This window comes from Streptomyces sp. NPDC097640, from assembly GCF_040302705.1.
Classification (GTDB): Bacteria; Actinomycetota; Actinomycetes; order Streptomycetales; family Streptomycetaceae; genus Streptomyces.
The window spans coordinates 102,306-115,672 of the sequence record NZ_JBEOSB010000003.1 but is presented as its reverse complement, the minus strand read 5'-3'; the positions used below and the strand labels follow the sequence as shown (position 1 = coordinate 115,672).

The 13,367-nt window shown below is 73.9% G+C and carries 11 protein-coding genes; 8 read left to right on the top strand and 3 right to left on the bottom strand.

What is annotated here, in order from left to right; genetic code table 11:
• The first annotated feature begins 97 nt into the window (after window positions 1–97).
• On the top strand, window positions 98–523 hold the full coding sequence (locus tag ABTY62_RS04885) for a hypothetical protein (protein ID WP_352127946.1): 426 nt from the start codon (window positions 98–100) through the stop codon (window positions 521–523).
• Here ABTY62_RS04885 and ABTY62_RS04880 read toward each other — a convergent pair.
• Window positions 513–923: an SCO4983 family protein gene (locus tag ABTY62_RS04880; protein WP_352127945.1), complete on the bottom strand. Its 411-nt coding sequence runs from the start codon at window positions 921–923 to the stop codon at window positions 513–515. The genes ABTY62_RS04885 and ABTY62_RS04880 overlap by 11 nt on opposite strands.
• 139 nt (window positions 924–1,062) lie before the next feature.
• Between ABTY62_RS04880 and ABTY62_RS04875 the strand changes: the two genes are divergently transcribed.
• Window positions 1,063–1,536: a GNAT family N-acetyltransferase gene (locus ABTY62_RS04875; protein ID WP_352128272.1), complete on the top strand. Its 474-nt coding sequence runs from the start codon at window positions 1,063–1,065 to the stop codon at window positions 1,534–1,536.
• A 41-nt stretch (window positions 1,537–1,577) separates the two neighbouring features.
• On the opposite strand, the gene ABTY62_RS04870 is transcribed toward ABTY62_RS04875, so the two are convergent.
• Window positions 1,578–2,789 (bottom strand): pyridoxal phosphate-dependent aminotransferase, encoded by a 1,212-nt coding sequence (locus tag ABTY62_RS04870; protein WP_352128271.1) that lies wholly within the window; start codon window positions 2,787–2,789, stop codon window positions 1,578–1,580.
• 260 nt (window positions 2,790–3,049) lie between these two features.
• Between ABTY62_RS04870 and ABTY62_RS04865 the strand changes: the two genes are divergently transcribed.
• The 6 genes from ABTY62_RS04865 (at window position 3,050) to ABTY62_RS04840 (ending at window position 11,605) form a co-directional block, all read left to right on the top strand.
• On the top strand, window positions 3,050–4,666 hold the full coding sequence (locus tag ABTY62_RS04865; RefSeq protein ID WP_352127944.1) for an ABC transporter substrate-binding protein: 1,617 nt from the start codon (window positions 3,050–3,052) through the stop codon (window positions 4,664–4,666).
• Between the two features lie 5 nt (window positions 4,667–4,671).
• On the top strand, window positions 4,672–5,631 hold the full coding sequence (locus ABTY62_RS04860) for an ABC transporter permease (RefSeq protein WP_352127942.1): 960 nt from the start codon (window positions 4,672–4,674) through the stop codon (window positions 5,629–5,631).
• Entirely contained in the window at window positions 5,628–6,542 is a 915-nt protein-coding gene (locus ABTY62_RS04855; protein ID WP_352127941.1) for an ABC transporter permease, read from the top strand. The genes ABTY62_RS04860 and ABTY62_RS04855 overlap by 4 nt, the downstream gene beginning before the upstream one ends.
• Entirely contained in the window at window positions 6,542–8,308 is a 1,767-nt protein-coding gene (locus ABTY62_RS04850) for a dipeptide ABC transporter ATP-binding protein (protein WP_352127940.1), read from the top strand. The genes ABTY62_RS04855 and ABTY62_RS04850 overlap by 1 nt, the downstream gene beginning before the upstream one ends.
• Before the next feature lie 634 nt (window positions 8,309–8,942).
• Window positions 8,943–10,955 (top strand): CocE/NonD family hydrolase, encoded by a 2,013-nt coding sequence (locus tag ABTY62_RS04845; RefSeq protein WP_352127939.1) that lies wholly within the window; start codon window positions 8,943–8,945, stop codon window positions 10,953–10,955.
• A complete protein-coding gene (locus ABTY62_RS04840) occupies window positions 10,952–11,605 on the top strand; it encodes a TetR/AcrR family transcriptional regulator (protein ID WP_352127938.1) in 654 nt (217 codons plus the stop codon). The genes ABTY62_RS04845 and ABTY62_RS04840 overlap by 4 nt, the downstream gene beginning before the upstream one ends.
• A 4-nt stretch (window positions 11,606–11,609) precedes the next feature.
• Here ABTY62_RS04840 and ABTY62_RS04835 read toward each other — a convergent pair whose 3' ends face one another.
• Entirely contained in the window at window positions 11,610–13,226 is a 1,617-nt protein-coding gene (locus ABTY62_RS04835; protein ID WP_352127937.1) for an N-acyl-D-amino-acid deacylase family protein, read from the bottom strand.
• Between the last annotated feature and the right edge of the window lie 141 nt (window positions 13,227–13,367).

Here is a 13,367-nt window from a genome sequence, read left to right as displayed (position 1 = left end):
CCCGGCCGGGACCGGTCCCGGCCGGGGCACGGGAGGGTCGGGGTGGTGCCGGGGGCCGCCCCGGCCGTACGGCGCACGGCGAATGGGGTGGGCTCCGATGGCGGATCAGGTCCTGGAGCGGATGCCGGGCAGGGTCAGGTTCGCCCTGGGGGGCGTCTGGGGCCAGGCGGTGGTCAACTTGTTCGCCGGGGGTTCGCTGCTCTCCGAGCTGGACAGCCGGCTCGCCCATGGCCGGCACGTCGCGGAGCCCGGCCTGGTGCGGGGCCTGGCGTACTTCTCCCTGGCGGTGGCGGTCCTGCTGGGGGTCGCGGGCGTCTGCGCGCGGAAGCGGTTCGGCTGGGTGTGGACCGTGATCGTTCTCGTCGAGATGCTGGCCGTGGTGAGCGCGATGGTCGGGTTGTACTGCGTGTGGATGGGGCTCGTCGCGGTGAGCGAGTCCGCCCTGCTGATCGGGCTGGCCCTGCCGCTGGCGATCGGCGGGGCGCTGATCACCGGGCGGGGGCAGGACTGGTTCAGCCGCTGATGCCGAGCGCCGCCGCGTGGGTCTCCAGGCGCTCGGCGGCCAGGGCGCCGGCCGCCTCGTCGTCGCGGGAGGTGGCGACGACCAGGGCGCGGCCGGCCAGGGTGTGGGCGCGCTGGTGGAGGGCGGCGATGTGGGTCGGGGCGGCGGAGGCCGCGGTGGGCTCGGCGCGGAGCGGGGAGCGGCCGTCGCGAAGGCGGGTGACCTGGTCGGTGAGGCGCTGGGCGGCGGTGTCGAGCGCGGGCGCGGGCACGAGGGCGCGCAGCTCGTCGGTCACGGTCAGCAGCGCGGTGAGATGGCCCGCCAGCTGGATGTCCAGCTCCTCCTCGCGTGAGCGGTGCGGGAAGCCCCGCCCGGGCTCGGCCATGGTGTGGACCGACTTGGTGCGGATCGGCTCGTACATGGGTGGCCTCCAAGGGATCTCAGGAGGCCATCCTAGCTTAGACTCAGTCTAAAGTTGAGCTCTTGCTAAGTATCTGCCAAGTGTTTGTCGCCCGGCCGTCCGGTGCGACCGCGAGCCCGGGGTGATCGAGCTGATCGAACTGATCGAAGTGAAGGTGCTGACGCCGGAGGACTGGACGATCTGGCGGGAGCTGCGGCTCACCGCCCTCGCGGACGCGCCGTACGCGTTCGGGTCCCGGCTCGCGGACTGGCAGGGCGACGGCGACCGCGAGGAGCGGTGGCGCGCCCGCCTGGAGATCCCCGGTTCGTACAACCTGGTGGCCGCGCTCGACGGGGTGCCCGTCGGGATGGCCAGCGGGGTGCCCGGCCCGCACCATGGCGTGGTCGAGCTGATCTCCATGTGGGTGGGCGCGGCCGGGCGCGGGTGCGGGGTCGCCGATCGGCTGGTGCGGGCCGTGGAGGAGTGGGGCCTGCGGGCGGGGGCCGAGGTGCTGCGGCTGAACGTCATGCCGGACAACGCGCGCGCCCTCGCCTTCTACCGGCGCATCGGGCTGGCGGAGGCCGGGGAGGAGGAGGGGGAAGTGGTGATGGAGAAGGCGCTGCGGCCCCGCTGAGCCGCCCGGCTCTGAGCGAGCCGCGCGTGACCGGGGCGGCGTCAGTGCTGGCCGTAGCCGTCCAGGAACTTTCCGATCCGTGTCACCGCGTCCGCCAGGTCCTTCTTCGCCGGGAGCGTCACGATCCGGAAGTGGTCCGGCTCCGGCCAGTTGAAGCCCGTGCCGTGCACGATCATGATCTTCTCGGAGCGCAGCAGGTCCAGGACCATCTGCCGGTCGTCCTTGATCTTGTAGACCGCGGGGTCGAGCCGCGGGAACGCGTACAGCGCGCCCTTCGGCTTGACGCAGGTCACGCCCGGGATCCGGGTCAGCAGCTCATACGCCGTGTCGCGCTGCTCCAGCAGCCGGCCGCCGGGCAGCACCAGGTCGTTGATCGACTGGCGGCCGCCGAGGGCCGCGGCCACCGCGTGCTGGGCGGGCATATTGGCGCACAGCCGCATATTGGCCAGGATGGTCAGGCCCTCGAGGTAGTTGGTGGCGTGGGCCTTGGGGCCGCAGACCGCGAGCCAGCCGCTGCGGTAGCCCGCGACCCGGTAGGCCTTGGAGAGCCCGTTGAAGGTCAGGGTCAGCAGGTCGGGGGCGATGGCCGCGGTGGGGGTGTGGGTCGCGCCGTCGTAGAGGATCTTGTCGTAGATCTCGTCGGAGCAGACGACCAGATTGTGGCGGCGGGCGATCTCGGTCAGCCCCCGCAGCATCTCCTCGTCGTAGACCGCGCCCGTCGGGTTGTTCGGGTTGATGATGACCAGGGCCTTGGTGCGGTCCGTGACCTTGGCCTCGATGTCGGCGAGGTCCGGCATCCAGTCCGACTGCTCGTCGCAGCGGTAGTGCACGGCGGTGCCGCCGGAGAGCGAGACCGCGGCGGTCCACAGCGGGTAGTCGGGGGAGGGGACCAGCACCTCGTCCCCGTTGTCCAGCAGGCCCTGCATCGCCATCTGGATCAGCTCGGAGACGCCGTTGCCGAGGTACACGTCCTCGACGTCCAGGTCGATGCCCCTGGTCTGGTAGTGCTGCATCACCGCGCGCCGCGCGGACAGCAGCCCCTTGGCGTCGCCGTACCCATGGGCCGCGCCGAGGTTGCGCAGCATGTCCTCCAGGATCTCCGGCGGACAGTCGAAGCCGAAGGTCGCGGGGTTGCCCGTGTTGAGCTTGAGGATGCGGTGACCGGCAGCCTCCAGCCGCATCGCCTCCTCGAGTACCGGGCCCCGGATCTCGTAGCAGACGTTGGAGAGCTTCGTGGACTGGATCACCTGCATGTCGGCCACCTTACGGCCGTGTAACCGGGACCGCTCGGTGTTCTTCGCCACGTCGACGGTGTAAGGCGGCGCAAGGCGGCGCAAGGGGGCGTCTTCAGGCGTCTTCGGGCGGATGGGACGGCGGCGCGCCCGGTAACGAGTCGGTTTCCCGGGTTGATTTCCGTGTGCGAAGGGTTGGCCCGGACGGGTCGGCTGGCTATCGTTCACGAACTTCAACGAATCGTTCCGCTGAACGAATAGCGGAGAAGGGTGGCCGGCCCATGTCCGACACCTCACCCCGAAACGCCCCGGGGGCGGCGGGGATACCGCGCCGGTCGCTGCTGGCCGGCGCGGCGGCGAGCGGCGCCGCACTCGGCGCGTCCTGGCTGCTCAGCGGCTGCTCCGGCGCGGCCTCCGCGTCCCCGGCCGACGCCCTCCCCAGCACCGGCCCCACCGGCCGCCCCGACCGCGGCGGCACCCTGCGCATCGCCCGGCCGCCCGCCTCCGACGCCGAGACCCTGGACCCGGCCGGCTCCCTGTCCGCGTACGAATACCTGGGCGCCCTCTACAACCGGCTGGTGCGGATCGGCCCCGACGGCGGCCTCGCCCCCGACCTCGCCGAGTCCTGGGAGCCCGACGACACAGCCCGCACCTGGACCTTCCGGCTGCGCCGCGGCGTCACCTTCCACAACGGCCGCGCCTTCACCTCCGCCGACGCCGCCTACACCCTGCGCCACATCCTCGACGCCAGGACCGGCTCCCCGCAGGCCGGAGTGCTGGCCCCGCTGGTCGACCCGAAGCGGCTGCGCACCCCCGACGCGCACACCCTCGTCGTCCCGCTGAAGACCCCGAACGCCGAGTTCCCCAGCCTGCTCACCCACTACAACTGCTACGTCATCCCCGACGGCAGCGCCGCCTCCATCGGCCGCACCGGCATCGGCACCGGCCCCTTCAAGCTGGTCTCCTTCACCGCCGCCGGGCCCGGCCGGATCACCGCGTACGCGGACCACTGGGCCGGCCGCCCCGTCCTGGACGCCATCGACTTCTACTCCGTCGCCGACATGCAGGCCCGCTCCAACGCCCTGCTCGCCGGCCAGGTCGATCTGCTCTCCCAGACCAACCTGGACTTCGCCACCGCCCGCGTCGTCGCCAACTCCGACCGCGCCACCCTCGCCCGGGTGAAGAACGCGCAGTGGTACGTGCTGCCGATGCTCACCACCGAGAAGCCCTTCACCGATGTGCGGGTGCGGCAGGCGATGAAGCTCGCGTACGACCCCGAGCACGTCATGAAGGTCGCCCTCCAGGGCGCCGGCACCGCCGGCTGGGACAACCCCGTACCGCCCAGCGACCCGGGCCACCTCGCCCGCCACCCGGCCCACGACCCCGAAAAGGCCCGCCATCTGCTGAAGCAGGCCGGGCAGGAGCGGCTCGCGGTCGACCTCTACACCTCCTCCTACGACCCGATCTTCACGCCCATGGCCCTCGCCTACCAGGAGTCCGCCAAGCGGGCCGGCATCCGGATCCGGGTCAGAACGGCCGCCGCCGACTCGTACTACACCCAGATCTGGATGAAGAAGCCGCTCATGGCCACCTACTGGTACACCGGCCGCCCCATCGACCAACTCCTCAACCAGGTCTTCCGGGGCGGCTCCTCGTACAACGAGACCGCCTGGGCCGACAAGGACTTCGACGCAGCTCTGGACCGGGCCCGCCGCGAGACCGACGACGCCCGGCGCCGCGAGCTGTACCAGCAGGCGCAGACCGCGGTCGTGGAGCGGGGCGGGGCGATCACCCCGATGTTCGCCGACCGGCTCGTCGGCATCTCCCGCAAGGTGCGGGGCTACGCGGAGCACGGCTTCGAGTTCGACTACCTCGGCATCGGGCTGAAGGGGGCGTGAGGGGCGTGCTCACCTTTCTCGTACGCCGCGTCGTCGCCGCGCTCGGCACGCTGCTGCTCTCCTCCGTCCTCGTCTTCCTCGCCGTCCAGTCGCTGCCCGGCGACGTCGCCACCCAGGTGCTCGGCAAGGACGCCACCCCCACCGCCGTCGCCGCGCTGCGCGACAAGCTCCACCTCGACCAGCCCGCCTGGGAGCGCTACCTGGAGTGGGTCAAGGGCGCGCTCCACGGCGACTTCGGCGCCTCGCTGGTCAACGCCAAGCCGGTGGGCGGCGAGGTCGCCCAGTACCTCGGCAACTCCGCGCTGATCGCCGTCGTCACCGTCCTCTTCGCCGTCACCGGATCGCTCGTGCTGGGCGTCGTCGCCGGGCTCTACCGCGACCGCTGGCCCGACCACCTCATCTCCACGGTCAGCCTGATCGGCATGAGCGTCCCCGAGTTCGTGGTGGCCACCGTGCTGGTGCTGCTCTTCTCCATCGCCGTCCCCGTCCTGCCCGCCGTGGTGCTCTACGGGCCCGAGGCGAGCGTCGGACAGCTGCTCCCGGCCGTATGGCTGCCCGCCGCCTCGCTCGCGATCGTGATGGCCGCGTACCTCGTGCGCATGGCCCGCACCTCGGTCATCGACGTCATGGCCGGCGAGTACGTCACCACCGCCCGGCTCAAGGGCCTGTCCACCTGGCGCGTGGTCACCCGCCACGCCCTGCCCGGGGCGCTGCTGCCCACCCTGCATGTCATCGCCCTCAACGTGGCGTGGCTGGTCGGCGGCGTCGCCGTCGTCGAGAACGTCTTCAACTACCCCGGCATCGGCAAGCTGATGCTCTCCTCCGTGCAGAACCGCGACCTGCCGGTCATCCAGGCCATCGCCCTGATCAGCGCGGTCGTCTACGTCTGCTGCAACCTGGCCGCCGACCTCGGCGCCATGGCCCTCAACCCCAAGCTCAGGACCCGAGGAGGGCGGACCCGATGAGCACCATCAAGACCCCCGACGCTGTTGTTCCGGCCGGGCGGGTCGAACCGCCCGCCGCCCGGCCCGGCTTCGCCGCCCGCACCTGGCGCACCGTACGCTCCTCCCGCGCCGCCACCATCGGCCTCGCGATCGTCGCCGTCCACCTCCTGATCGCGCTCCTCGCACCCGTGCTGACCTCGTACGAACCGACGGCCGGCGACGCCTCGCAGGCCCTCCTCGGCCCCGGCGCCGACCACTGGGCCGGCACCGACCAGTACGGGCGCGACGTACTGGCCCGGGTGCTGTACGGCGGGCGGTACGCGCTCGGCGTCTCGGTCGCCGCGACCCTGGTGACCATCGCCCTCGGCACCGTCCTCGGCTGCGCGGCCGCGCTGCGCGGCGGCTGGCTGGACGACGTGCTGATGCGGGTGCTGGACGCCGTGCTGTCCATCCCGTCCATCCTCGCCCTGCTGGTCGTCGTCACCGCGCTGGGCACCGGGCCCGCGGTCATCGTGCTCGCCATCGCCGTCGTCTACGTCCCGCAGGTCGTCCGGGTCGTCCGGGGCGCCGCGCTGGCCGTCGTCCCCGCCGACTACGTCACCGCGGCCCGCGCCCGCGGCGAGGGGACCTGGTCGATCCTGTGGCGCGAGGTGCTGCCCAACATCACCGATGTGGTGTGCGTCGAGTTCGCGATGCGCGCCTCGTGGGTGGTGCTGCTGATCAGCTCCCTGTCCTTCCTCGGCTTCGGCGCCAACCCGCCCACCCCCGACTGGGGGCTGATGGTCGCCGAGAACCGCACCGCCATCACCGTCGTCCCGATGGCGAGCCTGGCGCCGATCATCGCCCTGGCCACGCTCGTGATCGGGCTCAACCTCGCGGCCGACGGCCTGTCCAAGGCGTGGGGCGTGGACCGGATCCGGGAGGCCTCCTGATGACCACCACCACCGCCACCGCCATCGTTGCTGTCGACGGCCTGTCCGTCGCCTACCGCTCCGCGGGCCGGGACATCCCCGTCGTCCACGAGGTCGGCTTCGAGCTGTGCCCCGGCCGGACCCTCGCCCTCGTCGGCGAGTCCGGCAGCGGCAAGTCGACCGTCGCCGCGACCCTGCTCGGACATCTGCGGCACGGCTCGCGGATCACCGCGGGCACGGTGCGCGTCGAGGGCAAGGACGTCTTCGCCCTCCCGGCCAGGGAACTGCGGCGGCTGCGCGGCGGCACGGTCGCCATGGTCGCGCAGAACGCCGGGCACGCCCTGACCCCCTCGATGCGGGTCGGGCGGCAGATCGCGGAGGCGCTGCGCGGCGACGCGGGCGCGGCCGGCTCCGTCGCCGTCACCGACCTCCTCGACCAGGTCCGCCTCCCGCGCCCCGCCGAACTCGCCCGCCGCTACCCGCACGAACTCTCCGGCGGGCAGCAGCAGCGCGTCGCGATCGCCATGGCCATCGCCGCCCGCCCCAAGGTCCTCGTCCTCGACGAACCCACCACCGGCCTCGACGTCATCACCCAGCGCGGCGTCCTGGACCTGCTCGCCGCGCTGCGCGACGAACTCGGCCTCGCCGCCGTCCTGGTCAGCCACGACCTGGGCGTCGTCGCCCACATGGCCGACGAGGTCGCGGTGTTGCGGGAGGGCCGGGTCGTGGAGGCCGCCCCCACCCGCCGCCTCTTCGCCGCCCCCGCCGACCCGTACACCCGGCGGCTGCTGGCCAGCGTCCCGCGCCTCGCCGACTCCGGGCTCGCGGTCGTCGCCGAGGACGGCACCCGCGAGATCCGGCCCAAGGCCGAGGTGCCCGCCGACGCCCCGGAGGCGGTCGCCGTCCACGACATCACCATCGACTACGGCGCGAGCCGCGCCGTCCACGGCGTGTCCTTCCGCGTGCGGCGCGGCGAGGTGCTGGCGCTGGTCGGCGAGTCGGGCAGCGGCAAGTCCACGCTGGCGTGGTCGCTGGCGGGGCTGCGGGCGCCGTCGGGGGGTGAGATGACCGCGAAGGGGTCCGACGGCGACCTGGCCCGCCCGGCGCGGCAGCGGCCGCTGTCCCTGCGGCGCAAGGTCCAGCTCGTCTTCCAGAACGCCGACACGTCCCTGAACCCCCGGCGCTCGGTGGGCGACGCGGTACGGCGCCCGCTGCGCTTCTTCGGCACGGCCGCCTCCCGTACGGAGGCCGCCACCCGCGCCCGGCAGCTCATCGCCGACGTACGCCTCGACCCGGCCCTCGCCGACCGCCTGCCCGCGCAGCTCTCCGGCGGGCAGCGGCAGCGGATCGGGATCGCGCGGGCGCTGGCCGGCGAGCCGGACGTACTGATCGCCGACGAGATCACCACCGCGCTCGACGTCTCCGTCCAGGCCGAGGTGTTGCGCCTCCTGGACGACCTGCGGCGCGAGCGCGAACTGGCGTGCCTCTTCATCAGCCACGACCTGGCCGTGGTGCGGGGGATCGCCGACCGGGTGGTGGTGCTGCGCCACGGGGTGGTGGTCGAAGAGGGCCCGACCGAGGCCGTCTTCGCCTCCCCGGGCCACCCCTACACCCGCCGCCTCATGGCCGCGGCGCTCGACCCGGACGGGGCCGCGGCCGCGGCCGCGGCCACGGAGGCGGACGCGGGCGTGCCCGACGACTGGCAGGACGCCGCGGCCCCGGACGACACCTGGACCGACCTCGGCCCCGCCCACCGCATCCGCCGCTGGCGCCCGTCGCCGCCGTGACCGCCGACGGAGGTTTTGTCCCCTACCCGCCCCTCCCCGAACCGGGGCCAAGCCCCGGGCCCCCGGCCACGGTCACGGGCCCCGGGCCACGGTCACGGGCTCCGGGCCCGGGTCCCGACCTCGGCTCCGGGCCCGGGTCCCGACCTCGGCTCCGGGCCCGGGTCCCGACCTCGGCTCCGGGCCCCGGCCCCGACCTCGGCTCCGGGCCTCGGCCACGGCCCCGGCCACGGGCCTCGGGCCACGGCTTCGGGCCACCCACGGGCCACGGCCACGGGCCACGGTCACGGGCCTTGGGCCTTGGGCCTCGGGTCACGGCCTCGGGCACGGTCCACGGGCCACGACCTCGGGTCACGGCCACGGGCCTTGGACTCTGGCCACGGCCACGGCCACGGGCCTTCGGCCACGGCCGGCCCACGGGTCCCAGGCCCCGGGCCCCGGGCCGCAGGCCCACAGCCTCCGGCCCGGGGCCGGAGGCCCTCGGGCGGCGGCGGGCCTGCCGTGGCTTTCGGGGGTCCGGGGGCTTGCCCCCGGTTGAGGGAAGGGGCGGGTAGGGGACAAGCCCGCCGCAGGCGCCGCCACCCGCACCGCACCCGCACCCGCACCCGCACCCGCACCCGCACACCGTAGGAGAACCGTGAGATACCGCGAGCAGTTCGACCGCGAGGTCCAGACGGAGGACGTCTGGATCCCCACCCGGGACGGGACCCGCCTGCACGCCCGCATCTGGCGCCCCGTCGACGCCGCCGAAGCCCCCGTCCCCGCGCTGCTGGAGTATCTCCCGTACCGCAAGAGCGACTGGACCGCCCCGCGCGACGCGCAGCGTCACCCCTGGTACGCGGGGCACGGCTACGCCTCCGTCCGGGTCGATCTGCGCGGCAGCGGGGACTCCGAGGGCGTGATGCTCGACGAGTACACCGCGACCGAGCTGGCCGACGGAGTCGACGTCGTGGAGTGGCTGGCCGCCCAGCCGTGGTGCACGGGCAAGGTCGGCATGTTCGGCATCTCGTGGGGCGGGTTCAACTCCCTCCAGATCGCCGCCCTGCGCCCGGAGCCGCTGAAGGCGATCGTCACCGTCTGCTCGACCGACGACCGTTACGACAACGACGTCCACTACACCGGCGGCGCCGTCCTCGGCATCGACATGCTCGCGTGGGCGGGCACCATGCTCGCGTTCACGGCCCGCCCGCCGGACCCGGCCACCGTGGGCGAGGACCGGTGGCTGCCCATGTGGCGGGAGCGGCTGGAGGCGCTGGAGCCGTATCTGCACACCTGGCTGGCGCACCAGCAACGGGACGACTACTGGCGCCACGGCAGCGTGTGCGAGGACTACGGCGCCATCGACGCGGCGGTCCTCGCGGTGGGCGGCTGGGCCGACCCGTACCGGGACACCGTGCTGCGCCTGGTGGAACATCTCGACGCGCCCGTGCGCGGGCTGATCGGGCCGTGGTCGCACCAGTACCCGGACCGGGGCCTGCCGCCGGGCCCGGCGATCGGCTTTCTCCAGGAGACGCTGCGCTGGTGGGATCACTGGCTCAAGGGCGTGGACACCGGGGTCATGGAGGACCCCGCCCTGCGCTCCTGGATCAACGACCCGGTGCCGCCCGCGACGCACTACGCGACCATGCCCGGCCGCTGGGTCGCCGACGACGCCTGGCCGTCCCCGGCGGTCACCTGGGACGAGCGGCCGCTGGGCGGCGACGGCGCGGAGCCGGTGGTGGTGCGCTCCCCGCTGCACACCGGCATCGACGCGGGCCGCTTCTTCCCCTTCGGCAACGCCACCGACCTGCCGCCCGACCAGCGCGAGGAGGACGGCCGTTCGGTCTGCTTCGACTCCGCGCCGCTGACGGAGCGCGTGGAGATCCTGGGCCGCCCGCGCGTCCGGCTGCGCCTCGACAGCGCCACCCCGCGCGCGCATGTCATCGCGCGCGTCTGCGACGTCGCCCCCGACGGCTCCTCGACGCTGGTCACCCGGGGCGTGCTCAACCTGCTGTCGCGGCACGGCCGGGACAAGGCGGTGGAGTGGACGCCGGGGACGTACGAGGACGTGGAGTTCGAGCTCAACGGCATCGGGTACGCCTTCCCGCCCGGCCACCGCATCCGGGTCGCGGTCTCCGACCAGTACTGGCCGTGGGTGTGGCCCCACGGCGAGCGTGGTGCGCTGACCATGCGCCCCGCGGACAGCGTGGTCGTCCTCCCCGTACGGGACCCGGGCGGCGACGCCGGCCGCCCGCCGATCACCTTCGAGGAGCCGGAGCAGGCGCCGCCGCTCCCGGTGACCACCGAGGCGTCCGGCGCCGGGAACCGGCCCGAGCGGCTGGTGCGGCACGACGTGGCGACGGGGGAGTGGACCCTGGAGGTGGACCCCAACTACGGCGGCTCCCGCACCTACCCCGACGGCCTGCGGTACGAGGAGAGCGCGCTGGAGACGTACCGGATCCGCGGCGGCGACCCGCGCTCGGCCGTGGCAAGCTCCCAGTGGACCGTCCGGCTGCGGCGCGGCGACTGGGACGCAGTCGTCGTGGCCCGCACCGAACTCCGCGCCACGGCGGCGGAGTTCATCATGGACAGCAGCCTCGAAGCACGGGCGAACGGAGAGACAGTGGTCAAGCGCACCTGGCACCACACCACCCCCAGGACGTCGGCATGACCTCCGCCGCTGAACGTTCGGGGCGTCCCAAGGCCGCCCGGCGGGCCGTCGCCGCCTCCGAACGCACCCGTCAGCCCACCGAGGTGCGCCGCCGCCTGATCGTGGAGGCCGCCGTTCCGCTCATCGTGGAGCGGGGTTCCGCGGCTGTGGGCGTGCGCGATGTGGCGGCCGCGGCGGGGGTCTCGGTCGGCACGGTCACCTACCACTTCGAGAGCGTCCAGGAAGTCCTCTCCGAGGCGATGGTGCTGCACATCGAGCGCTACTACGCCGCGCTCAGCGAGGCCGCCGCCCGGGCCACCAGCGGCGCCGAGGGGCTGCGACTGCTCATCGACGCGCTGTTCACCGACGACACCGACCGCCACTGGCGGATGTGGTTCGACTACTGGCACGCGGGCGACCGCGACCAGGCGTTCGCGCGCGGCCAGGCCGAGCGCTACGAGAGCTGGCACGGCGAGATCCGCTCCCTGGTCGAACGGGGCGCCGACGAGGGCGACTTCGGCTGCGCCGACCCCGCCGGATTCGCCGTCCGCTTCGCCGCCCTCGCGGACGGCCTCGCCCTGCAACGGCTGCGCCAGGCCCCGCCGCTGCCCACCGAGGCCGCCCGCCGCCACCTCTACCGGCTGGTGGAGGTGGAACTGGAGAAGGGCTGACCGCTCACCCCGCCTGCGTGCGCCGCACCGAGCGCCCCGCCAGGACGTCCGTACGCCGCCCGTCCTCGATGACGAAGCGGCCGTCGATGAGGACATGGGGGATGCCGGTGGGGAGGGTGCGGGGGGACTCGAAGGTGGCGCCCGCGGCGACCGTGTCCGGGTCGAAGAGGACCAGGTCCGCGCGGTAGCCCTCGCGGACCAGACCCCGGTCGGGGAGGCGGAGGCGGGTCGCGGGGCGCCCGGTGAGGTGGGCCACGCACTCCTCCAGGGACAGCACGCCCAACTCGCGGACGTAGTGGCCCAGATACCGGGGGAAGGTCCCGTACGCGCGCGGATGCGGCTTGGCGCCGTGCAGGACGCCGTCGCTGCCGCCCGTGTGCACCGGGTGCTGCATGATCGCCCGGACGTTGTCCTCGTGCCCGACGTGCTGAAGGATCGTCGAGCCCAGCCGGTCCTCCAGCAGCAGCCGGCGCGCGGTGTCCCACGGCGCCTCGCCCCGCTCGCGCGCGGACTGCGCGACCGTCCGGCCGACGTACGCCGCGAGGGCCGGATCGCCGACCCCCGAGATCTCGATCGTGTCCCACGCGATGGGCACGCCGTGACAGCCGTCGGCCCCCTCCACCTCCATGACGTGCCGGATCCGCTCCGCGGTCGCCTCGTCCCGGAGCCGGTCCAGGATGGCCCCCGGCCCGCCCTCGGCGGCCCAGCTCGGCAGCATCGCGGCGAGCGTGGTGCAGCCGGGCAGGTAGGGGTAGGTGTCGAGGGTGATGTCCGCGCCCTCGGCGAGCGCCCGGTCCAGCAGCGCCAGCAGCTCGGGGGCGCGGCCCTTGTTCACCCCGAAGTTCATGGTCGCGTGCGCCAGGTGCAGCGCGCAGCCCGCCTCGCGGGCGAGGGCCACCATCTCCTGGTACGCCTGGAACGCGCCCGCGCCGTACGAGCGGTGGTGCGGGCAGTAGTAGCCGCCGTACGCGGCGACCACGCGGCACAGCTCGGTGAGCTCGGCGTCCGACGCGTACATCCCGGGCGTGTACGTGAGCCCGGACGACATCCCGACCGCCCCCTGCTCAAACCCCTCCGCGACCAGCCGCTTCATCCGCGCCACCTCGTCCGGGGTGGCGTCCCGGTCCTCCCAGCCGAGCGCGAGCATGCGGACGGAGCCCTGGGGGACGAGATACGCGGCGTTGACCGCGATGCCCTGGCCGTCGAAGCCGCGGTCGAGCCGGTCCAGGAAGCCGCCGACGGTGCGCCAGTCGAAGTCGATGTCGGAGCCGTCGCCGTTCCAGCCGGTGATGGCCGTGCGGATCTCGGCGAGGGTGCGGTCGTCGACGGGCGCGTACGACAGGCCGTCCTGGCCGAGCACCTCCAGCGTCACGCCCTGCGCGGCCTTGGCGGAGTGGTCCGGGTCGCGCAGCAGGGCGAGGTCGCTGTGCGCGTGCATGTCGATGAACCCGGGCGCGAGCGCGAGCCCGCCCGCGTCCACCACCCGCCGCCCCGCCGGCCGCGGCCCGCCGCCCTCGGGCACGACGGCGGCGATCCGCCCGCCGTCGACCCCGACGTCCGCCCTGAAGCGTGCGCCGCCGCTGCCGTCGACGACCTGTGCGTCGCGAATGACCAGGTCCATGTGCGTTGCGTCTCCCTGTGCGTATCCGTCCGCGCCTCAGGCGCGCTGCCTTCCCCCACCCACCCGCCCTTGGTTGGGGAACCCCCCAAGCCCCCGCCCTGCGGGCCGGCGGTGCTCCGGCGAGGGCTTCGCCCCGCCGGA